The 20,454-nt window shown below is 67.7% G+C and carries 21 protein-coding genes and 1 pseudogene; 8 read left to right on the top strand and 14 right to left on the bottom strand.

Annotated elements, in window-relative coordinates; translation table 11 throughout:
- Window positions 1–15: 15 nt before the first annotated feature.
- Window positions 16–618 (top strand): hypothetical protein, encoded by a 603-nt coding sequence (locus tag BN976_RS24075; RefSeq protein WP_036374674.1) that lies wholly within the window; start codon window positions 16–18, stop codon window positions 616–618.
- A 9-nt stretch (window positions 619–627) separates the two neighbouring features.
- Here BN976_RS24075 and BN976_RS24070 read toward each other — a convergent pair whose 3' ends face one another.
- The 3 genes from BN976_RS24070 to arc all read right to left on the bottom strand — a co-directional run bounded on the left by BN976_RS24070 (window position 628) and on the right by arc (window position 3,465).
- A complete protein-coding gene (locus tag BN976_RS24070; RefSeq protein ID WP_036374672.1) occupies window positions 628–945 on the bottom strand; it encodes a hypothetical protein in 318 nt (105 codons plus the stop codon).
- A gap of 130 nt (window positions 946–1,075) precedes the next feature.
- Window positions 1,076–1,573 carry an adenosine-specific kinase gene (locus tag BN976_RS24065; protein WP_036374670.1) on the bottom strand — a complete coding sequence of 166 codons (498 nt, stop codon included), beginning with the start codon at window positions 1,571–1,573 and terminating at the stop codon, window positions 1,076–1,078.
- Window positions 1,574–1,617: 44 nt separating this feature from the next.
- Window positions 1,618–3,465, bottom strand: a complete 1,848-nt coding sequence (arc, locus tag BN976_RS24060; protein ID WP_011780657.1) for a proteasome ATPase — start codon at window positions 3,463–3,465, stop codon at window positions 1,618–1,620.
- A gap of 146 nt (window positions 3,466–3,611) precedes the next feature.
- On the opposite strand from arc, the gene BN976_RS24055 reads away from it, so the two are divergent.
- Genes BN976_RS24055 through BN976_RS24045 form a run of 3 tightly spaced genes read left to right on the top strand, consistent with a single transcriptional unit; the run spans window position 3,612 to window position 4,951 of the window.
- Window positions 3,612–4,109, top strand: coding sequence for an MTB12 family secreted protein (locus BN976_RS24055; RefSeq protein ID WP_011780658.1), 498 nt, complete (start codon window positions 3,612–3,614; stop codon window positions 4,107–4,109).
- A 14-nt stretch (window positions 4,110–4,123) separates the two neighbouring features.
- Window positions 4,124–4,648 (top strand): lipoprotein LppK, encoded by a 525-nt coding sequence (locus BN976_RS24050; RefSeq protein WP_011780659.1) that lies wholly within the window; start codon window positions 4,124–4,126, stop codon window positions 4,646–4,648.
- Window positions 4,649–4,651: 3 nt separating this feature from the next.
- Window positions 4,652–4,951 carry a DUF503 domain-containing protein gene (locus BN976_RS24045; protein WP_036374667.1) on the top strand — a complete coding sequence of 100 codons (300 nt, stop codon included), beginning with the start codon at window positions 4,652–4,654 and terminating at the stop codon, window positions 4,949–4,951.
- Here BN976_RS24045 and BN976_RS24040 read toward each other — a convergent pair.
- Window positions 4,948–5,775 carry a tRNA (adenine-N1)-methyltransferase gene (locus BN976_RS24040; protein WP_011780661.1) on the bottom strand — a complete coding sequence of 276 codons (828 nt, stop codon included), beginning with the start codon at window positions 5,773–5,775 and terminating at the stop codon, window positions 4,948–4,950. The two genes, BN976_RS24045 and BN976_RS24040, sit on opposite strands and share 4 nt — an antisense overlap.
- Window positions 5,776–5,860: 85 nt before the next feature.
- On the opposite strand from BN976_RS24040, the gene BN976_RS24035 reads away from it, so the two are divergent.
- The 3 genes from BN976_RS24035 to BN976_RS24025 are packed head-to-tail and all read left to right on the top strand — an operon-like array spanning window position 5,861 to window position 8,048.
- On the top strand, window positions 5,861–6,745 hold the full coding sequence (locus BN976_RS24035) for a RecB family exonuclease (RefSeq protein ID WP_036374664.1): 885 nt from the start codon (window positions 5,861–5,863) through the stop codon (window positions 6,743–6,745).
- Window positions 6,742–7,539 carry a thioesterase family protein gene (locus BN976_RS24030; protein WP_011780663.1) on the top strand — a complete coding sequence of 266 codons (798 nt, stop codon included), beginning with the start codon at window positions 6,742–6,744 and terminating at the stop codon, window positions 7,537–7,539. Before BN976_RS24035 ends, BN976_RS24030 begins: the two co-directional genes overlap by 4 nt.
- Window positions 7,536–8,048, top strand: a complete 513-nt coding sequence (locus BN976_RS24025; protein ID WP_011780664.1) for a DinB family protein — start codon at window positions 7,536–7,538, stop codon at window positions 8,046–8,048. The genes BN976_RS24030 and BN976_RS24025 overlap by 4 nt, the downstream gene beginning before the upstream one ends.
- An 11-nt stretch (window positions 8,049–8,059) precedes the next feature.
- Here BN976_RS24025 and BN976_RS24020 read toward each other — a convergent pair whose 3' ends face one another.
- The 10 genes and pseudogenes from BN976_RS24020 to BN976_RS33890 form a co-directional block, all read right to left on the bottom strand.
- Window positions 8,060–8,998, bottom strand: coding sequence for a R2-like ligand-binding oxidase (locus BN976_RS24020; RefSeq protein WP_011780665.1), 939 nt, complete (start codon window positions 8,996–8,998; stop codon window positions 8,060–8,062).
- On the bottom strand, window positions 8,991–9,677 hold the full coding sequence (locus BN976_RS24015) for a TetR/AcrR family transcriptional regulator (protein ID WP_011780666.1): 687 nt from the start codon (window positions 9,675–9,677) through the stop codon (window positions 8,991–8,993). The genes BN976_RS24020 and BN976_RS24015 overlap by 8 nt, the downstream gene beginning before the upstream one ends.
- A gap of 66 nt (window positions 9,678–9,743) precedes the next feature.
- A complete protein-coding gene (locus BN976_RS24010; protein ID WP_036374661.1) occupies window positions 9,744–11,117 on the bottom strand; it encodes an FAD-containing oxidoreductase in 1,374 nt (457 codons plus the stop codon).
- Window positions 11,118–11,125: 8 nt separating this feature from the next.
- Window positions 11,126–11,608: a DUF4126 family protein gene (locus BN976_RS24005; protein ID WP_036374658.1), complete on the bottom strand. Its 483-nt coding sequence runs from the start codon at window positions 11,606–11,608 to the stop codon at window positions 11,126–11,128.
- 67 nt (window positions 11,609–11,675) lie between these two features.
- Window positions 11,676–12,542 (bottom strand): ATP phosphoribosyltransferase, encoded by an 867-nt coding sequence (gene hisG / locus BN976_RS24000; RefSeq protein ID WP_011780669.1) that lies wholly within the window; start codon window positions 12,540–12,542, stop codon window positions 11,676–11,678.
- Window positions 12,543–12,824 (bottom strand): phosphoribosyl-ATP diphosphatase, encoded by a 282-nt coding sequence (locus tag BN976_RS23995; protein ID WP_011780670.1) that lies wholly within the window; start codon window positions 12,822–12,824, stop codon window positions 12,543–12,545.
- A gap of 45 nt (window positions 12,825–12,869) precedes the next feature.
- Window positions 12,870–14,342, bottom strand: a complete 1,473-nt coding sequence (locus BN976_RS23990) for a sugar porter family MFS transporter (RefSeq protein ID WP_011780671.1) — start codon at window positions 14,340–14,342, stop codon at window positions 12,870–12,872.
- Between the two features lie 106 nt (window positions 14,343–14,448).
- Window positions 14,449–15,132 (bottom strand): HAD family hydrolase, encoded by a 684-nt coding sequence (locus tag BN976_RS23985; protein WP_036374960.1) that lies wholly within the window; start codon window positions 15,130–15,132, stop codon window positions 14,449–14,451.
- Window positions 15,133–15,239: 107 nt separating this feature from the next.
- The gene (metH, locus tag BN976_RS23980; RefSeq protein ID WP_036374656.1) at window positions 15,240–19,001 is read right to left on the bottom strand and encodes a methionine synthase; all 3,762 of its coding nucleotides are present in this window, start codon (window positions 18,999–19,001) and stop codon (window positions 15,240–15,242) included.
- A gap of 241 nt (window positions 19,002–19,242) precedes the next feature.
- Window positions 19,243–19,347, bottom strand: a pseudogene (locus BN976_RS33890) (hypothetical protein); the annotation flags it as partial.
- Between the two features lie 81 nt (window positions 19,348–19,428).
- Here BN976_RS33890 and BN976_RS23975 point away from each other — a divergent pair.
- Window positions 19,429–20,319, top strand: a complete 891-nt coding sequence (locus tag BN976_RS23975) for a PAC2 family protein (RefSeq protein ID WP_011780674.1) — start codon at window positions 19,429–19,431, stop codon at window positions 20,317–20,319.
- The last annotated feature ends 135 nt before the right edge of the window (window positions 20,320–20,454 follow it).

Raw genomic sequence — 20,454 nt, 5'->3', positions numbered from 1 at the left:
GGCTAGATTCGCGGCGTGACCAACGTCTTCGGCAAGCGGTACGGCGAAGTGCTTCTCGTGTATGTCGGCGAGAACGGACCGCAGGCCACCGTGTACAACACCTACCCGCTCAACGACTGCCCGGCCGAACTCTGGACGAAGCTCGACGCGCAGACGGTCGCGGCCGAGCACGGAGCCGCCGCCGCACTGTTGAACGGGCCCCGCTACTGGCTGATGAGCGGTATCGAAAAGCCGGGCGGTACCGAATCCGAGCGCCGGACCTTCGGGGGAATCGAGATGCTGCGGCAGGCGACCGTGGCGCTGTCGTCGATGAACCCGGCGCCGTACTCGGTCAACGAGGTGGACCGGAAGGCGATCTTCGTCTACGACGCCGGCACCCCGGTGTTCGAGCTCGTGGACCCCGACGGGAGGCGCTGGGTGATGCAGACCTACAGCCAGACCGTCGACCCCGCGCTCACCCTGGAAGATCTGCCCGGTCTGGCGCCGCGCCTCACGCTGCCCGCAGGCTGGACCTATCGGTCCCGCACCCTCGACGCGCCGCTGACGGTGGACACCTCGAACCGCAAAGCCAGCGTGCTGCAGGACGATCTGGCCAACAGCTACTCGCTGACGAGCTGAACCGTCCGGTCAGCAGCCGTTGGGCCTGGCGACCTCGAGCTCGGGCGGCGAATCCTCGGAGACCTCCTCACCAGCCGACGGCGACTGCGAGCACACCTCCCAGTTCGTGAGGTTGATCTGCTCGAACGGAGGGCCTTCGGCGGTGGCGGTCTCGGGTACCAGCTCGCCGTCGGTGGCTGCGACGACCGCGTCCCACGCGCTCTGCAGCACCTTGCCCTCGACATCCGGCATTTCCCATGTGTCGGCCGCCGCCGGATTCGCGGTGCCGATCGCTACGGCGGCGAGCAACGACGCCGCTCCGATGATGCCTATGGCGTGCTTTTTCATGTGACTCCCCGACCTTTGGACCTGAGCGCATGAAAGGTATGTTCGGCCGGTGTCGCGCGGGAGTACTCCACGTGACCGTTGCGGACTCAGTCGGTGAGCGGACTCTGAACAGGCCGCTCGGACGCCGGGCTCAGAGCTTGTAGCCGATGGTGCGAAGCAGGTCGCGCCGGTCGGCCACGTCCTCTCCGGTCTCGGTGCCCAGCGGCGGCTCACCGTCGACGACACCCACGATGCCGCGACCGAGGCGCGTGACCGAGACTACGACATCCACCGGATTGGCTGTAGCGCAATAGATTCCGCAGACCTCAGGTACCGCCTTGACCGGATTGAGCACGTTGACGGGGAAACCCTCACGCAAGAAAATCACGAAACTGTGCCCGGCGCCGATGGCCAGCGCGTTGCGCGCCGCCATCTCGACGAGGTCGGGGTCGTTCCCGCTGCGGCGGACCAACCGCGGCCCGGAAGCCTCACAGAACGCCAGCCCGAAGCGAAGTACCGGACTCACCCCGACCAGCGCCTCGTGCAGGTCCTCGACCGTCTTGATGAAGTGCGCCTGGCCGATGACCACGTTGAGGCCGTCCGACTTGTCGACGGACACCACGTCCCAGGACAGCGACGGCGTGGTCATGTGACCATGATGCCACCGCCGCTGCCCCGTCGGACGGGATGGCGCTACAGGTACTGACCCAGGTTGGACTCGGTGTCGATGGCACGGCTGGCCGAGGAACTCTTGCCGGTGACCAGTGTGCGGATGTAGACGATCCGCTCGCCCTTCTTGCCCGAGATCCGGGCCCAGTCATCCGGATTGGTGGTGTTGGGCAGGTCCTCGTTCTCGGCGAACTCGTCGATGATCGAGTCGAGCAGGTGCTGGATGCGCAGGCCGCGCTGACCCGTCTCCAGCACCGCCTTGATCGCGTTCTTCTTCGCGCGGTCCACGACATTCTGGATCATCGCCCCGGAGTTGAAGTCCTTGAAGTACATGACTTCCTTGTCACCGTTGGCATAGGTGACCTCCAGGAACCGGTTGTCGTCGATCTCGGCGTACATCCGGTCGACGACCTTCTCGATCATCGCCTTGATGGTCAGCGAACGGTCACCGGAGAACTCGGCGAGGTCGTCGTCGTGGATCGGCAGTTCCTCGGTGAGGTACTTGCTGAAGATGTCCTGCGCCGACTCGGCGTCGGGCCGCTCGATCTTGATCTTGACGTCGAGGCGGCCGGGCCGCAGAATCGCCGGGTCGATCATGTCCTCGCGGTTCGAGGCACCGATCACGATGACGTTCTCCAACCCCTCCACACCGTCGATCTCGCTGAGAAGCTGCGGGACGACGGTGGTTTCGACATCGGAGCTGACGCCGGTGCCACGGGTGCGGAAGATCGAGTCCATCTCGTCGAAGAACACGATGACGGGGGTGCCCTCCGACGCCTTCTCCCGCGCCCGCTGGAAGATCAGCCTGATGTGCCGTTCGGTCTCGCCGACGAACTTGTTCAGCAGCTCGGGGCCCTTGATGTTGAGGAAGTAGCTCTTCGCCTCCCGGGCGTCGTCACCACGCACCTCGGCCATCTTCTTGGCCAGCGAGTTCGCCACGGCCTTGGCGATCAGCGTCTTGCCGCACCCTGGCGGACCGTAGAGCAGCACACCCTTGGGCGGGCGCAGCGAGTACTCCCGGTAGAGCTCCTTGTGCAGGAACGGCAACTCGACCGCGTCCCGGATCTGCTCGATCTGACGCCCGAGGCCGCCGATGTCGTTGTAGCTGACGTCGGGAACCTCTTCGAGGACCAGATCCTCGACCTCGGCCTTGGGGATGCGCTCGAACGCGTAACCGGCCTTGGTGTCGACCAGCAGCGAGTCCCCGGGGCGCAGCTTGCGCGGCCGGTCGTCAGTCAGATCGTCTTCATCGGCGTACGAACCCTCGGGCAGGTGCTCGGCGGCGACCAGCGGCTCCGCCAGCCACACGATGCGCTCCTCGTCGGCGTGGCCGACGACCAGGGCGCGGTGCCCGTCGGACAGGATCTCGCGCAGCGTGCTGATCTCACCGACGGACTCGAAGTGACCGGCCTCGACGACGGTCAGCGCCTCGTTGAGACGCACCGTCTGACCCTTCTTCAGTTCCTTGGTTTCGATGTTGGGTGAGCAGGTCAGGCGCATCTTGCGGCCCGAGGTGAAGACGTCGACGGTCTCATCGTCCTGGACGGAGAGCAGCACGCCGTAGCCGCTCGGCGGCTGACCGAGCCGGTCCACTTCTTCCCGCAAAGCGAGCAACTGCTGCCGCGCCTCTTTGAGCGTGTCCATCAACTTGGCGTTGCGGGCGGCCAGCGAGTCGATGCGCGCTTCGAGCTGGTGAACATCGCGTGCCGCGCGTGCACTTGTCGCCAGGCCTCCTGCGTCCTCCAGTTGTTCGCGCAGGATCGCCGCCTCGCGGCGCAGCTGTTCGAGCTCTGCAGCGTCTTCGCTGGACAGACGGCTATCAGGGGATGTCCCAAAGACTTCAGAGGCTTCAGAACGCTCGGACTCACTCATTTTGCGCTCCTCTCCCACACCGGATGTTGGTGCGGTAACAACTTCAAAGCTACCGGCGATTCAGTCTTTGTGTGCGCTGTAGGAATTCGACACACCAGCAACACTGTTAGCCTCTGAAGATCAGTCGGCCGAACGGAAGGACAGCCGTGACCCTGAAAACCCTCGTCACCAGCTTCACCGCTGGGGCAGCAGCAGCCGCGACACTCGGCGCTGCCGCCGTGGGTGTGACCTCAATTGCAGTCGGTGCCGGAACGGCCGCCGCGTCACCCGTCGCGCTGGCTCCGCTGCCCGCCGCCCCGGCACCCGAGCTGCAGGGCGCGCTGGTGTCGACGCTGAGCGCGCTGTCCGGGCCGGGTTCCTTCGCCGGCGGCAAGGCCAGCTACGTGCAGGGCGGCCTGGGCCGGATCGAGGCCCGGGTAGCGGACAGCGGATACAACAACGCCGCGGCCAAGGGCTACTTCCCGCTGAGCTTCACCGTCGCCGACATCGACCAGAACGGCCCAGTGGTGACCGCCAACGTCACCGCAGCCGCCCCGACCGGCGCCGTGGCGACCCAGCCTCTCACGTTCATCGCAGGCCCCAGCCCGACCGGCTGGCAGCTGTCGAAGCAGTCGGCGATGGCCCTGATGTCCGCGGTGGGCTGATTTCCCGCATCCTCATGGTCCGCAGCGCCGTCACATTTGTGGCGGCGCTCGGGCTATGCGGGTGCAATCAGAACGAGCACCCGGCGGCGACGGCGCCGTCGCCTGCCCCTCCGGCTGTCGAATCGTCGGCGCCCGCGGCCCCGATCCCGGACTCTCCCGGCGGTCCGCCGCTGCCGCCCCCGGACGCATTGATCGGCGTGATGGCCCGGTTGTCCGACCCGGCAGTGCCCGGCGATCAGAAGATCACGCTGATCGAGAACGCCTCCCAGGGCGAAGCCGCAGGCCTGGACCGCTTCGCGGTGGCCCTGCGCGACAACGGGTCTCTGCCTCTGACGTTCGAGGCCCGCGACCTGGCGTGGTCACAGTCCGAGCCCGGCAATGTGGTGGCGACCATCGTGATCACGCCGGCCAACCCGCCCGGCGGGCAGTTCACGTACCCGATGGAGTTCGCACCGTCGGACGGCTCCTGGCAACTCACCCGGCAGACCGCCGACCTTCTGTTACAGCTTGACGACCCGGCGCCGTCCCCGCCGCGCTGAGCGATGTGGATCGGCTCGCTCGAATTCGACATCCTGCTCGGCGACGTGCGGTCGCTGAAGCAGAAGCGGTCGGCCATCCGGCCGGTGATCGCCGAGCTGACCCGCAGGTTCGGCGTGTCGGCGGCCGAGACCGGTTCCCAGGATCTGCACCGGCGCGCCGGCATCGGCGTCGGCGTCGTCGCGGCAGACCGGGCCCGGGTGATCGAGGTCCTCGACGCCGCCGAGCGACTGGTGGCGGCCCGGCCGGAGCTGGAACTGCTCTCGACGCGGCGCGGATTGCACCGCAGCGACGACGACCTCTAGCTCAGGCGCTTCTTGCGCAGCGGAATCGGGGCCACCGTCCCGGGCGCCAGCCTGCGGGCACTGATCAGGAACGCGGTGTGTCCGCGCATCGAGTGTTCCGGCCGCACCGCCAGACCGACGACGTGCCAGCCGCGTTGCATGCTCTCCCACGCCCTCGGCTCGGTCCAGCACTGCTGCTCGCGCAGCGCTTCCACGGTCTTGGACAGCTGGGTGACGGTGGCGACATAGATCATCAGCACCCCGCCGGGCACGAGCGCCTTGCCGACCGCGCCGAGCACGTCCCACGGCGCCAGCATGTCGAGCACGACCCGGTCCACCTCGGGTCCGTCGTAGTCGGCGACGTCGGCGATCACCAGGTCCCAGTTCGGCGGCTGCTCACCGAAGAACGTGGCGACGTTGCGCTGCGCGTGTTCGGCGTGGTCCTCGCGCACCTCGTAGGACGTCACCCGCCCCTGCGGACCGACCGCCCGCAGCAGCGAGCAGGTCAGCGCCCCTGAACCGGCCCCCGCCTCCAGCACCCGCGCGCCGGGAAAGATGTCACCTTCGTGCACGATCTGCGCCGCGTCCTTCGGGTACACCACCTGGGCGCCGCGCGGCATCGACATCACGTAGTCGACGAGCAGCGGTCGCAGCACCAGGAATTGATCGCCGTTGGTCGACTTGACCACGCTGCCCTCGGGCAGGCCGATCACCTCGTCGAGGGCGATGATCCCGCGGTGGGTGTGGAACTCGCCGCCGGGCTTGAGCAGCATGGTGTAGCGCCGACCTTTGGCGTCGGTGAGCTGGACACGATCACCTACGTCGAATGGGCCGGTTCTGCGCACAGCTGATCAGCCTGCCAGTAGACGCGCCGCCGGTGACGCCCGGGGTTGCCCGGATTTGTCCGACCGCCGTCCTAGTCTCGATCACATGAGTGAGCCGACACGACCGGTCCGGCGCCCGGCGCTGTCGCCGTCGCGTGCCAGCGACTTCAAGCAGTGCCCGCTGCTGTACCGGTTCCGTGCGATCGACCGGTTGCCGGAGCCGTCGTCGGCCGCCCAGGTGCGCGGCACCGTGGTGCATGCCGCGCTGGAGCAGCTCTACCGGCTGCCGGCCGTGGAGCGCGGGCTGGCGACGGCCGCGTCACTGGTCGCACCGGTGTGGGAGCGGCTGCTGGCCGAACAGCCTTCGCTGGCCGTCGACATCGAGCCCGCGCTGCACGGCGAGTTGTTGGAGCAGGCGCGCGCGCTGCTGTCGGGCTACTACCGGCTGGAGGACCCCACCCGATTCGACCCGCAGAGCTGCGAACAGCGCGTCGAGGTCGAACTCGTCGACGGCACCCTGCTGCGCGGCTACGTCGACCGCATCGACGTGGCGCCGACCGGTGAAGTGCGGGTGGTCGACTACAAGACGGGAAAGGCGCCGCCGGAAGCCCGCGCCCTGGCCGAGTTCAAGGCCATGTTCCAGATGAAGTTCTATGCCGTGGCCCTGCTGCGGTCGCGCGGCGTGCTGCCTTCGCGGCTGCGGCTGTTGTACCTCGCCGACGGTCAGGTACTGGACTACAGCCCGGACCTCGAGGAGCTGGAGCGGTTCGAGAAAACCCTGATGGCGATCTGGCGGGCTATTCAATCTGCGGGTGCCACAGGCGATTTCCGCCCGAATCCATCAAAGCTGTGCGACTGGTGCGCACATCGCGTGCACTGCCCGACGTTCGGCGGCACTCCCCCGCCGTATCCGGGGTGGCCCGAAGTCCTCGACGAGACACTCGAGGATGGCGACCCCGACGCGGTGCTGCACGCGGAGCCCGCCGCGTGATCGAGAGCCTGTTCCGTCGGCTACCCGCAGACGGCGAGTACCAGGTGTTCGAGTCCACCGACGGCACCCGCAGCAACTGGGATCCGCAGATTCAGCACGGTTCGCCGCCGCTGGCGCTGTTGACCAGGGCCATCGAGGAACTCGCCGCCGGCACCGGGTTGCGTGTCGGACGGCTCACCCTCGACATTCTGGGCGCGATACCGGTTTCGACGGTGCGGGTCCGGGCCCGGGTGGACCGTCCCGGCGCGCGCATCTCGTTGATGACCGCCGAGATGCTCACCGACCGCCCGGACGGCACCCGCCGTGCCGTCGCCCGCGTCACGGCCTGGTTGTTGGCGCCCAGCGACACCGGCGACGCGGCGACCGACCGGTACCCGCCGCTGGTGGAAGGCGAGGCGATGACGGTCGCGCACCCGTGGGAGGGCGCTCCGGGCTACCTGGAGACGGTCAGTTGGCGCAGGCAGTTCACCGCGGACGGTGAGGCGGCCGTCTCGTGGCTTTCTCCGCTGGTGCCGCTGGTGGATGCGGAGCCGACGACGCCGCTGCAGCGCCTGGCGATGGTGGTCGATTCGGCGAACGGGATCGGCGCCGCGGTCGATCCACGGCGGTTCGTGTTCATGAACACCGACACGGTGGTGCACCTGCACCGGCTGCCCGAGGGCAACGACTTCGGTCTGCGCGCCCGCGGGTCGATCGGCCCGGACGGGGTCGGCGTCACGACGGCCGAGATTTTCGACCGCGCCGGCTTCATCGGGACGAGCGCCCAGACGCTGTTGGTGCAGCGGCGCGGATGATCGACGAGATCCGCCGCCAGTTCGAGCTTGGCTGGGGGCTGACCGAACTGCACCTGGCGTCTCTCGTCGAGGCCGACTTCCTCTGGGAGCCTGCCGAATTGTGCTGGACGGTCCGGCCTGACTCCGGCGGGCGCTGGCGCGCGGATTTCGCCGAGGTCGAACCCGATCCCGTTCCGGTGCCGACGATCGCGTGGCTGACATGGCACATCGACTACTGGTGGAGCGCTGCGCTCGCCTCGATGCGCGCGCGGCCGCTTCGCGCCCCGACCGAGGTGCTCTGGCCGGGGAACGGGCCTGCCGCGGCGGCACGCCTGCGCACGCTGGCAGCCCAATGGCGAGAGGTGTTGGCGGCCATCACTGTTGAGCGCCTGGCCGAACCGGCCGCCTTTCCGTGGGGCATCGCCGAGAATCGCGCGGTCGCCGACACGGTGCTGTGGGTGACCGTCGAACTGACCAAGAACGCCGCGGAGATCGGCCAGTTGCGGCTGCTTCGCGCCGCCCGGGCCTGACCCGTCGCCGTCTACGCTGAGGCGGCCAGGGATTTCCTGTCCTCGTCGGCGAAGGTGTCCTCCAGATGCAGGGGCGAGTAGTCGACATCGATCTCGGCCAGCGGACGCCCGCGGGCACTGCTGATGGTTCCGAAGCGACGCATCCCCTTGTCCGCGGCGTACTGCTGGAACTCCTCCATCGTCAACCCGAACGGGACCTCGTCGTAGAGGGCGAACCCGTCTTCGGTGTTGCGCAGCGCCAACGGGATCAGCTCGTTCATCCGCGTCTCGAACACCGCCCAGTTGGCGTCGTCGGCGGCCACGTGGCGCCGGCACGTGAAGGTACCCCACGCCATGTGGCGCCGTTCGTCGTCGCCGATCCGGCGCACCAGCTCCTGCATCCCGGGCAGAATCCCGCGGTCCACGCAAATACGGTGCCACGCATAGTATCCCGTGAGTGCCATCATGCCTTCGATGACGTGGTTGTAGGTGACCGAGGCGCGGACCTGAGCCGCCGGTGACGGGTCGGTGGCCAACGCGTCGAGCGAGGCGGGCAGCTCTTCGTAGAACATCTGACAGTAGGCGGGAAGCTCGTCGAGATACCCCTGCAGGTCCTCGGTGATCCCGACCGCGTCGAGCCACATCCGGAACACCTGGGTGTGCTTGGCCTCTTCGAAGGCGAACTGCGTCAGATACATCTCGTCACCGAGCCGGCCCTCGGCCCGCATCGCCGCCATGAACGGCTGGATGTCCTGGGTGACCGCTTCCTCGCCTGCGATGAACTCCGCGCACAGCCGGGTGGCCCAGTCGCGTTCCAGATCGGTCAGCGACTCCCAGTCGGCCCGGTCCCGGGAGAAGTCGATGTCGGCGGGATCCCAGAATTTCGCGTTGCCGCCGGCGAAGAGCCGCAACGGCAGGCTGTCCCAGTTGAGGCCGCCTGCGGCCAGCGAATCCGAACGTGTTCTAGCCATGTGACTGTGCTCCTCCGGGGGTTGCGGTTGTGAGAGGCTGGGGCGCGAAGGCCGCGGCCAGCACGGCGACGTACCGTCGCACGACGAGGGCGGGCTGGTCGGGTGACAGCTCGTCGAGGCCGAGCACCGGGTCCATCCCGCGCACGTACGGCGCCAGCGCCAGGTGCGGCAGGATCATCAGCAACAGCGACAGCAACGCGTCGGTGTCGGCGTCGGGGCGCAGATCGCCACGACCACGCGCGTCGCGCACCAGCGGCCGCAACACCTCCAGGTAGTGGCGGTGGATGACGGCGCGCACACTGACCCGCGTGTCGGTGTCGACCTCGAAACTGGCGGCGGCGTGCAGCGACCGCTCGCGCGGATGCTCGGCGAAGTAGGCGACCCACACGTCGAGAAGATCGGTGAGGAACGCGAAGAACGGCCGGGTGGGATCCAGCACCCGGATCTGGTCCTCCATGTAGCACCGCACCCGCTGGCTTCCCACGTCGGTGATGTGGGCATAGAGGTCGCGCTTGTCCGCAAAGTACTGGAACAGGCTGCCTTTGGCGACACCGGCCCGCCGGGCGATCACGTTCAGGCTGCCCTGGGAGAACCCGTGCGCGGCGAACTCCGCTTCCGCGGCGGCGACCACCGCCGCGCGCCGATCTTCATTGAGACGAGACCATGTCACCGTCGGCATCGCGCCTCCAAGGCTTGATGTGACCAGTGGTCATATTACTGTGACTCAGGCCACAGTCAAGGGTGGCTACGCCAGCGGCTTGAGTTCTTGCAGCACCGTCGGAATCAGCTCGCTCACCGTCGGGTGGATGTGCATGGTGCGCGAGATCGCCGTGTACGGCAGCTTCGCCGTCATCACGTCGAGGATCAGGTGCACGACCTCGTCGCCGCCGACGCCGAGAATCGCGGCGCCGAGGATCTCGTCGGTCTCGGCGTCGACGACCACCTTCATGAACCCCTGCGTCTCACCCTTCTCCACCGCACGTCCAACCCGCGTCATCGGGCGCTTGCCCACCAACGCTTTCCGCCCCGACCTGCGGACCTCCTCGACAGTCATCCCGACCCGGCCCAGCGGCGGGTCGATGTAGAGGGCATAGGTGGTGACGCGGTCGCTGACCCGGCGCGGATCGTCGTCGAGCAGGTTGGCCGCGACGATCTCGAAGTCGTTGTAGGAGGTGTGGGTGAACGCGCCGCGGCCGTTGCAGTCCCCCATCGCCCAGATGTTGTCGGCCGAGGTGCGGAGTTGGTCGTCGACGACGATGTAGCCGCGGCTGTCGGTCTGCACGCCGGCCGCCTCGAGATTGAGATCGTCGGTGTTGGGCCTGCGCCCCACCGCGACCAACAGGTGGCTCCCGCCGATCGGCTCGGCACCGGCGCGCGGCGTGACGGTGAACCCGTCCGCCTGCTTGGCGAAGCTGATCGCGTCGGCCCCGAGGACGACGTCGATGCCCTCGGCTTCGAGGATCTCCTTGATCGCCGCGGACACGTCCTCGTCCTCACGCGCGGTCAGCCGCGGACCTCTCTCGATCACAGTGACCGCGGCGCCGAACCGCCGGTACATCTGGGCGAACTCCAGTGCGATGTAACTGCCGCCGATGACGACAAGGTGCTCGGGAACCTCGTCGAGGTCCAGTATCCCGACGTTGGTCAGATAGTCGACGTCGGCCAGACCCGGCATGTCGGGGGCGACGGCGCGGCCGCCGACGTTGAGGAAAATCCGGTCGGCCTCCAGCAGTTGATCGTCGACCCGGAGTGTGTGCGGGTTCTCGAAGCGGGCGTGCCCGCGAATCAGCGTGCAGCCCTTCATGCCTGCGAGCCAGGACTCCAGACCCTCGCGGTCACCGACGCTGATGCGGTCCTTGCGCGCCTTGACCGCGGCCATGTCGACGGTCACCCCTGCGGCGGCGACCCCGAAGTCGTTGCCACGCCGGGCCAGATGCGCGGCGTGCGCGCTGGCGACAAGCGTCTTGGTGGGGATGCAGCCGTAGTTCACGCAGGTGCCACCGACCAGTTTGCGTTCGATGACCGCCACGGTCTGCCCCGCCGCGGTCAACCGACCGGCCAGCGGCGGCCCGGCCTGGCCGGCACCGACGATGATCGCGTCGAAGTGCTGCGCGCTCACCGCCGCCCCTAGACCAGGCTCACCAGGAACGCGACCAGGACTCCGCCGCCGACGGCGAGGGCGTCCTCGGTGAAGGCGCCGGGGCGGTCGTTGCCGCCCTTGGCTCCGGCGAACCTGCTGCGCAACTCGGCGCCGGCCAGGGTGCCGAGCACGGCACCGACGACGCCCGCACCCGTCGCCGAGAAGGTGTGGAAGAACACGCTGCCGATGACGGCGCCGGAGAAGCCTCCGGTGATCAACCGGGCGATGAACTGAGGTGGCACCTTACGGCTCGGAGTCATCGGCAGCTGATCGGTGACCAGCTCACCGAGCGCGAAGATGGTCAGCACCGTGACCGTGATCGGGTGCGCCATCCACTCAGACCACTTGTCGGCGACGTCGATCCAGCCGAGCATCGCGCCCCACGCGACGACGGCCGGCGCCGTCAGTGCGCGCGATCCGGCGACGACGCCGATCAACAGTGCCAGAACGAGAACGAGAACCTGCGTCATCGGACCTCCGCACGCCGGGTGGACACCCGGACGCTAACACGGTTGACCGCGCCGTGAGCGGTGTCGATCAGAAGCGGCAGAAGCGAATGTCAGAGGCCAGAATGGCTTTGGCGCCGATCGCGGCCAGCTCATCCATGATCGCGTTGACGTCGCGTCGCGGCACCAGCGCGCGCACCGCGACCCAGTCGGGGTCGGCCAGCGGCGCGATCGTCGGTGATTCGAGCCCGGGCGTGACCTCGGTGGCCCGCTCGAGCACCGAACGGGGGCAGTCGTAGTCGAGCATCAGGTACTGCTGACCGAACACCACGCCCTGGACCCGGGCGGCCAACTGGTCGCGCGCGGCGGCCGTTGCGGGGTCTGCGTCGACGCGCTCGATGAGCACGGCCTCGGAATCGCACAGCGCCTCACCGAACGCCACCAGTCCGTGCAGGCCCAGCGTGCGGCCGGTGCCCACGATGTCGGCGATGACGTCGGCCAGCCCCAATTGCACCGAAATCTCCACCGCACCGTCGAGTCGGATAACGGTGGCCTCGATGCCCCTGTGGGCCAAGTCTTTTCGCACCAGGTTGGGATACGCGGTGGCGATCCGGCGGCCTGCCAGGTCGGCGACCGTCCAGTCGGTGCCGGCCGGGGCCGCGTAGCGGAACGTGGAGGATCCGAAGCCCAGCGCCAGTCGCTCGGCGACGGGAGCGTCGGATTCCTGCGCCAGATCCCGACCGGTGATGCCGAGGTCCAATTCGCCGGAGCCGACGTAGATCGCAATGTCCTTGGGCCGCAGGAAAAAGAACTCGACGTTGTTGGACGGGTCGACGACGGTCAGGTCTTTGGAGTCACGCCGACGGCGGTAGCCCGCCTCGGAGAGGATCTCGGCGGCGGACTCGCTGAGCGCTCCCTTGTTGGGGACGGCGACGCGCAGGGTCTTGGGCGCAGACATTCAGAGCTTCCCGTACACGTCGTCGAGCGACAGACCGCGGGACAGCATCAGCACCTGCGTCCAATAGAGCAGCTGGCTGATCTCCTCGGCGAGCGCTTCGTCGCTCTCGTGCTCGGCGGCCAGCCACACTTCGCCGGCCTCTTCGAGGATCTTCTTGCCGATGCCGTGCACGCCGCCGTCGAGTGCGGCGACGGTTCCGCTACCGGCAGGACGGGTGCGTGCCCGTTCGCTCAGTTCGGCGAACAGAGCATCGAAGGTCTTCACGTTTGGCGATTGTGTCACGTCAGGTCGGAAACACCGCGATCGGCCGGGCTGGGCAGGCCGGGCTCAGCCGGTCGCCGTCTTGTCCGCGTGCAGGATCTCGCCGTGCATGTCCTCCAGCGACACCCCCTTGGTCTCCATCACCCACCGCCACACGAACAGGCCGGACAGCACCGCGCACAGCCCGTAGAAGCCGTAGGCCAGGCCGAGGTGCTCGCGCAGACCCGGGAACGTGACGGTGATCAGCCAGTTGGCCGCCCACTGCCCCGCCGCCGCGAGGCCGAGGGCAGCCGCCCGGATCCGGTTGGGGAACATCTCGCCGAGCAGCACCCAGACCACGGGGCCCCACGACATACCGAACGCGACGACGAACAGGTTCGCGGCGATCAGCGCGATCACCCCCGAGGCGCCGGGCAGGCTGGGGTTGCCGTCGGCGCCGACGGTGGCGTTGGCGAAGATCACCGCCATCGTGATCAGCGTCACGGCCATGCCGGAGGAGCCGATCAGCAACAGCGGTTTACGCCCGATCTTGTCGATCAACGCGATCGCGATCAGTGTGGTGAGGACGTTGATCACCGAGGTGATGACGGTGTAGACCGCGGACTCGTCGGCGCTGAAACCGACGGCCTGCCAGAGCACGTTGGAGTAGTAGAAGATCACGTTGATGCCGACGAACTGCTGGAAAATCGACAGCCCGAGGCCCACCCAGACGATGCCGTAGAGCCCGCCGGTCGGTTTGCGCATGTCACGCCACGAGGGCTTGTCCTCGCGTTCCAGCGTCTCCCGGATGCGGGTGATGGTGATCTCCAGGTTCTTCTTGCCGAGCAGCATGCTCAGCACCCGGCGGGCTTCCGGGATCTTGTGGCTGGCAACGAGATAGCGCGGTGACTCCGGGATGGTGAAGGCGAGCACCCCGTACAACACCGCGGGCAGTGCCATCGCCAGGAACATCCACCGCCACGCGTCGAGCCCGAACCACAGCGGCTCGTTGGGTCCGCCGGCCGCCCATTGCAGGAGCCAGTTGACCGCGAACGAGGCGAAGATGCCCGACACGATGGCCAGCTGCTGCAGCGAGCCGAGCCGACCGCGGATGCCCGGCGGCGAGGTCTCGGCGATATAGGCCGGTGCGATCACCGACGCCACCCCGACGCCGATGCCGCCGACGATCCGGAAGAGCACCACCGCCCACACCTCGTGGGCGAAGCCGGTCCCGAACGCGCTGACGAGGAACAGCACCGCGGCGATCTTCATGACCGCGATGCGCCCGATCCTGTCGGCGATGCGGCCGGCGGTCATGGCGCCTGCGGCGGCGCCCAACAGCGCAGAGGCGACCGCGAAACCGAGCTCGGCGTTGCCGATGCCGAAGTCCTCCTGGATCGAGTCGACCGCACCGTTGATGACCGCGCTGTCATAACCGAACAACAGACCGCCCAGAGCCGCGACGGAGGCGATCCGCACCGCGGTCTTGCCGGACGAGAATTCCTGGCCTTGCTCGAAAATCTCGGGACCATCCCCGACGGGACCACCCTGACCGGCCATGTGGCGACCTTTCCGCAACGTTGCGTGATACGGGTCACATTCAATCACCCGCATGCTGACGCCGAGGGTGTTCCCAAAAGTGGGCGCCGCTACTCGGCGAAAGCGATCAGGCGGTGCGTTCGCGCAGTTCTCGGTCGATCTCTGCGTAGATGCGACGCAGGTCGGCCACGTCGAGTCCGGCCAGCGAACCCACGTGGCGCCTTCGCAGCCCGCCGGGTACCGGGACGTCATTGGGGACCACGAGCACGGCGCAGCCCGCCTTCTCGGCGGCCGCCGTGCCCGTCACCGAGTCCTCGACGGCCAGGCAGTCCGCCGGATCGACGCCGAGCAACTCGGCCGCCCGGAGGTACGGGTCCGGGGCCGGCTTGCCGCTGGCCACCTCGTCAGCGCACACGGTGACCGAAAAGTAATGGCGGCCAATGCTGTTGAGCGCACGCTCGGTCAACCCGCGCTGGGTGTTGGTCACCAACGCGGCAGGGGTGCGTTCGGCTGCAAGACCTTCCAGCATTTCGCGGGCGCCGTCACACCAGGGCAGTCCGCCGTCGAACAACTCGGCGGTGTGGTCGTGCAGCCAGCGCACGGACTCCGCCATGGCTTCGGGATCGAGGTCCAGACCGAGTTCGGTGTAGACCGTCACCATCGTTTCCTCGGCCGACGCCCCGACAAGCGTGGCCCTGGTCTCACGGCTCATGACCCCGCCGAATGTCTCATACAGCGCGGAAAGAGACACATCCCACAGCTTTTCGGAATCGACGAGCGTTCCGTCCATGTCCCACAGCACCGCTCGCACCCGACCATTCTGGCACGCAGCGGTGTCCCGGCGCGAACCGCGCAACATGAACATCGGCCTCGTCGAACCGCTGCGGGCCCGGGCAGGCCGTCGCGTATCCGGACGGCTCAGTCCTCGGGGTTGTAGCCCAGGTTGGGGGCGAGCCAGCGCTCGGCTTCGGCCAGGGTCCAGCCCTTGCGCTTCGCGTAGTCGGCGACCTGGTCCTGGGCCAGCCGGCCGACCACGAAATACTGCGACTGCGGGTGCGAGAAGTACCAGCCGCTGACGGCCGCTCCGGGCCACATCGCCATCGACTCGGTCAGCTCGATGCCGGTCCGCTCCTTGACGTCCATCAACTTCCAGAGCGTCGCCTTCTCGGTGTGCTCCGGGCAGGCCGGGTAGCCGGGGGCAGGGCGGATTCCCACGTACTTCTCCCCGATGAGTGCGTCGTTGTCCAGCTGCTCGTCCGGCTGGTATCCCCAGAACTCCTTGCGAACCCGTTCGTGCATCCGTTCGGCGAAAGCCTCCGCCAGCCGGTCGGCGAGCGATTCCAGCAGGATCGCGCTGTAGTCGTCGAGGGCCGCCTTGAACTCCATGATCTTGTCCTGGCTGCCGAGCCCCGCGGTCACGGCGAACGCGCCGATGTAGTCCCGGAGACCCGATTCTTTGGGGGCGATGAAGTCACCGAGTGACCGGTTCGGGATGCCGCTGCGGTGCTCGCCCTGCTGGCGCAGGTTGTGCAGCGTGGTCAGCACCTCGGTACGGGTGTCGTCGGTGTAGACCACGATGTCGTCGCCGCCCGGGCTGGCGTTCGCCGGGAAGAACCCGATCACCCCGTTGGCGGTCAGCCACTTCTCCTTGATCAGGGTGTCGAGCATCTCCTGGGCGTCGTCGTACAGCTTGCGGGCAGCCTCGCCCGTCGCCGGGTTGTTGAGGATGTCAGGGAAGCGGCCCTTCATCTCCCAGGCGTTGAAGAACGGCTGCCAGTCGATGTACTCGCGCAGCTCGGCGAGGTCATAGTCCTTGAACTCCCGCACGCCGAGCCCCTGGGCGGGCACCGGAGGCGTGTAGCCGTCCCACTCGACCGGAGTCCGGTTCGCGCGGGCCTTCTCCAGCGTCAGCATCGGGCGCTCGTTCTTCTGGGCGTGTCGTTCGCGCAGCGATGCGTAGTCAGCCTCGGTGGCCTCCAGCAGGGCCGGACGCTGCCTGTCGTCGAGGAGCGCCGCAGCAACCGGCACCGAACGGGAAGCGTCCTTGACCCACACCACCGGACCGCCACGACGGGGGGCGATCTTCACGGCGGTGTGTGCGCGCGAGGTCGTCGCGCCACCGATCAGCAGCGGAATCTCCAGACCCTCGCGTTCCATCTCCACGGCGAAGTTGGCCATCTCGTCCAGGGACGGGGTGATCAGCCCGGACAGCCCGATGATGTCGGCGTTGTGCTCCTTCGCCGCGTCCAGGATCTTCTGGGCAGGCACCATGACCCCAAGGTCGATCACCTCGAAGTTGTTGCACTGGAGGACGACCCCGACGATGTTCTTGCCGATGTCGTGAACGTCACCCTTCACCGTCGCCATCACGATCGTGCCGTTGGTGTCCTTCGAATCGGACGTCCCGTTCTCCGCCTTCTCCGCCTCGATGAACGGCAGCAGGTAGGCAACGGCCTTCTTCATCACCCGGGCCGACTTCACCACCTGGGGCAGGAACATCTTGCCCGCGCCGAAGAGGTCACCGACGACGTTCATCCCGTCCATCAGCGGGCCCTCGATCACCTCGATCGGGCGACCACCGGCGTCGGCGATCTCGGCCCGCAATTCCTCGGTGTCGTCGTCGACGTGCGCGTCGATTCCCTTGACCAGGGCGTGCGTGATCCGCTCGCGGACCGGCAGAGATCGCCACTCGGCCACCCCCGCGTCCTCGGTCTCGCCTTTGCTGTTGAACCGTTCCGCGATCTCCAGCAGCCTCTCGGCCGCATCCTCGCGACGGTTGAGGACGACGTCCTCGATGCGGTCCCGCAGCTCGGGGTCGATGGAGTCGTAGGGCACCAGCGCACCGGCGTTGACGATGCCCATGTCCAGACCGGCCTTGATGGCGTGGAACAGGAACACCGCGTGGATCGCCTCGCGGACCGGGTTGTTGCCGCGGAACGAGAACGACACGTTCGAGATGCCGCCGGAGATGTGCACCCCGGGCAGGTTCTCCTTGATCCAGGCGCAGGCCTCGATGAAGTCGATCCCGTAGCTCGCGTGCTCCTCGATACCGGTGGCCAGCGCGAAGCAGTTCGGGTCGAAGATGATGTCCTCGGCCGGGAAGCCCACCTCTTCGGTCAGGATCCGGTAGGCCCGCCCGCAGATCTGTTTGCGGCGCTCCAGGTTGTCGGCCTGCCCTTGCTCGTCGAAGGCCATCACGACGACGGCCGCACCGTATTTGCGGCACAGCCGCGCCTCGCGGATGAACTTCTCCTCGCCCTCCTTCATGGAGATCGAGTTGACGATCGGCTTGCCCTGCACGTTCTTCAGGCCCGCCTCGATGACCTCCCACTTGGAGGAGTCGATCATCACCGGGACCCGGCTGATGTCCGGCTCGGCCGCGATCAGCTTGGTGAACCGGTCCATCGCGGCGACGCCGTCGATCATGCCCTCGTCCATGTTGATGTCGATGACCTGCGCACCGACCTCAACCTGCTGCAGGGCGACCGACAGCGCGGTGTCGTAGTCCTCGGCCTTGATCAGGTTGCGGAACCGGGCGGAGCCGGTGATGTTGGTGCGCTCACCGATGTTCACGAACAGGGAGTCGTCGGTGATGTTGAGCGGCTCCAGGCCCGCCAGCCGGGTGGCCACCGGGATCTCCGGCACCTTCCGCGGCGGCTTGCCGTCGACGACCCTGGCGATCTCGGCGATGTGCGCCGGTGTCGTTCCGCAGCAACCGCCGACCAGGTTGACCAGGCCGGCCTCGGCGAACTCGGCGACGTAACCGGCCTGGCGCGTCGGGGACTCGTCGTATTCGCCGAAGGCGTTGGGCAGGCCGGCGTTCGGGTAGCAGGACACGAAGGTGTCCGCGATCCGCGACATCTCGGCGAGGTAGGGCCTCATCTCCGGCGCGCCGAGGGCACAGTTCAGGCCGACCGCAAGCGGCCTGGCGTGTCTGACGGAGTTCCAGAATGCCTCGGTGACCTGGCCGGACAGCGTCCGCCCGGACGCATCGGTGATGGTGCCCGAGATGATCACCGGCCAGCGGCGCCCGCGGTCCTCGAACAGCGTCTCGATGGCGAACACCGCGGCCTTGGCGTTGAGCGTGTCGAAGATCGTCTCGACGATGAGGAGGTCGGCACCGCCGTCGACCAGGCCGCTGGCGGCGTCGAGGTAGGCGGCGACCAGCTGGTCGTAGGAGACGTTGCGGGCTCCGGGGTCGTTGACGTCCGGCGAGATCGACGCGGTCCGCGTGGTCGGCCCCAGGGCGCCGGCGACGTAGCGCGGCTTGTCCGGGGTGCTGAACTCGTCGCAGGCCTTGCGGGCCAGGGCGGCACCGGCGTAGTTCAGCTCGTAGCTCAGCTTCTCCATGCCGTAGTCGGACAGCGACACCGCGTTCGCGTTGAAGGTGTTGGTCTCCAGGATGTCGGCGCCCGCCTCGAGGTACTCGCGGTGGATGCCCTCGATGATCTGCGGCTGCGTCAGGGTGAGCAGGTCGTTGTTGCCCACAAGATCGCTCGGCCAGTCCTTGAACCGCTCGCCCCGATAGCCGGCCTCGTCCGGCCGGTCCCGCTGGATCGCCGTGCCCATCGCGCCGTCGATCACCACGATCCGCCGGCCGAGAGCCACCTTCAGTTCGTCGGTGCAGTCGGGACGGATGTTCGGCTCCCAGATGTTGGGGTCAGCGGAGTTCACGCGCATTCCTTCCGTAGCGGAAGGCGTCCTTGACTCTGCCGAGCGTGGCGGATACCGAGCGGGGACCCTGTTCCCCGAGTAACCGTTGCAACGCCTCTCGACCTCAGAAAGTCTACGACGTCACCCGATCGACGTCTGGACGCCCATCTTTTCGCCGCGACCGGCCCCGACCCGCTTGGCGGTCGCGATGTCGTCGCCACCCTGGTTAACCAGATTGCAGCCGAACGCATTTCGTCTCGGCGACGGCGGCGGCCTGCAGCCGGGTCGCCATCGCGCCGTCGCCGACCATGACCCGCGTCGACATCACGTCGAGCAGGTCGGTGCCGTACTTGCGGTCGTTTGCGCCAGTCACACAGCCAGGGTAGTCGGGTACACAAACAAGCGTGCGAGTCGATGCCCGTCATCGAGCCCATGCAGGGCTTACGCTGGCCTGGTGACCCCCTCGGATTTCAGCGGTCCGAAGCGATCCGACCTGCCCGATCTCCGCGACACGATCGTCGTCGCGGCGTTCGAGGGCTGGAATGATGCCGGAGACGCGGCCAGCGACGCGCTGGAGCACCTGGACGCGATCTGGGAGGCCGAGACGATCGTCGAGATCGATGACGAGGCGTATTACGACTACCAGGTCAACAGGCCGGTGATCCGTCAGGTCGACGGCGTCACCCGCGAACTGGTGTGGCCGTCGATGCGGATCTCGCACTGCCGTCCGCCCGGCAGCGACCGCGACATCGTGCTGATGCACGGCGTTGAGCCGAACATGCGTTGGCGCACGTTCTGCGCGGAGCTGCTGGCCATCGCCGAGAAACTCAATGTGCAGACCGTCGTCATCCTCGGCGCATTGCTGGCCGATACGCCGCACACCCGTCCGGTCCCGGTGTCCGGCGCGGCCTACTCCCCCGACTCGGCCAAGACGTTCGGCCTGGAGGAGACCCGCTACGAAGGACCGACCGGCATCGCCGGGGTGTTCCAGGATGCCTGTGTGCAGGCGGGCATCCCCGCGGTGACGTTCTGGGCCGCCGTTCCGCACTACGTGTCGCAGCCGCCGAGCCCGAAGGCCACGGTGGCCCTGCTGCGGCGCGTCGAGGACGTGCTGGACATCGAGGTGCCGCTGGCCGATCTGCCGGCGCAGGCCGAGGAGTGGGAACAGGCCGTCACCGAGATGACCTCCGAGGACGACGAGATCGCCGAGTACGTGCAGTCCCTGGAGGAACGCGGCGACGCCGAGGTCGACATGAACGAGGCGCTGGGCAAGATCGACGGCGACGCGCTGGCCGCCGAGTTCGAGCGCTATCTGCGCCGCCGAGGCCCCGGCTTCCGCGGCTAGAGCTGGCCCCGTTCCTGATTTGGGCGCGAGCGTGCGTGTCTGAGGCGGACACGCCGTCCAATTCGCGAAGTTCGCGCACGCTCGCCGGCCCGGCAGCAGACTGCCCGACGGCAGCTGCCACACACGAGCGTGCGC

Source organism: Mycolicibacterium austroafricanum, assembly GCF_000612725.1.
Lineage (GTDB): Bacteria > Actinomycetota > Actinomycetes > Mycobacteriales > Mycobacteriaceae > Mycobacterium > Mycobacterium austroafricanum.
This window is presented reverse-complemented; position numbering and strand designations above follow the sequence as displayed.

Coding starts and splice junctions, on each gene's coding strand:
- BN976_RS24070 (WP_036374672.1), bottom strand. CDS start 945: ATGAAAAAGCACGCCATAGGCATCATCGGAGCGGCGTCGTTGCTCGCC.
- BN976_RS24065 (WP_036374670.1), bottom strand. CDS start 1,573: ATGACCACGCCGTCGCTGTCCTGGGACGTGGTGTCCGTCGACAAGTCG.
- arc (WP_011780657.1), bottom strand. CDS start 3,465: ATGAGTGAGTCCGAGCGTTCTGAAGCCTCTGAAGTCTTTGGGACATCC.
- BN976_RS24050 (WP_011780659.1), top strand. CDS start 4,124: ATGGTCCGCAGCGCCGTCACATTTGTGGCGGCGCTCGGGCTATGCGGG.
- BN976_RS24045 (WP_036374667.1), top strand. CDS start 4,652: ATGTGGATCGGCTCGCTCGAATTCGACATCCTGCTCGGCGACGTGCGG.
- BN976_RS24035 (WP_036374664.1), top strand. CDS start 5,861: ATGAGTGAGCCGACACGACCGGTCCGGCGCCCGGCGCTGTCGCCGTCG.
- BN976_RS24025 (WP_011780664.1), top strand. CDS start 7,536: ATGATCGACGAGATCCGCCGCCAGTTCGAGCTTGGCTGGGGGCTGACC.
- BN976_RS24020 (WP_011780665.1), bottom strand. CDS start 8,998: ATGGCTAGAACACGTTCGGATTCGCTGGCCGCAGGCGGCCTCAACTGG.
- BN976_RS24015 (WP_011780666.1), bottom strand. CDS start 9,677: ATGCCGACGGTGACATGGTCTCGTCTCAATGAAGATCGGCGCGCGGCG.
- BN976_RS24005 (WP_036374658.1), bottom strand. CDS start 11,608: ATGACGCAGGTTCTCGTTCTCGTTCTGGCACTGTTGATCGGCGTCGTC.
- hisG (WP_011780669.1), bottom strand. CDS start 12,542: ATGTCTGCGCCCAAGACCCTGCGCGTCGCCGTCCCCAACAAGGGAGCG.
- BN976_RS23990 (WP_011780671.1), bottom strand. CDS start 14,342: ATGGCCGGTCAGGGTGGTCCCGTCGGGGATGGTCCCGAGATTTTCGAG.
- metH (WP_036374656.1), bottom strand. CDS start 19,001: ATGCGCGTGAACTCCGCTGACCCCAACATCTGGGAGCCGAACATCCGT.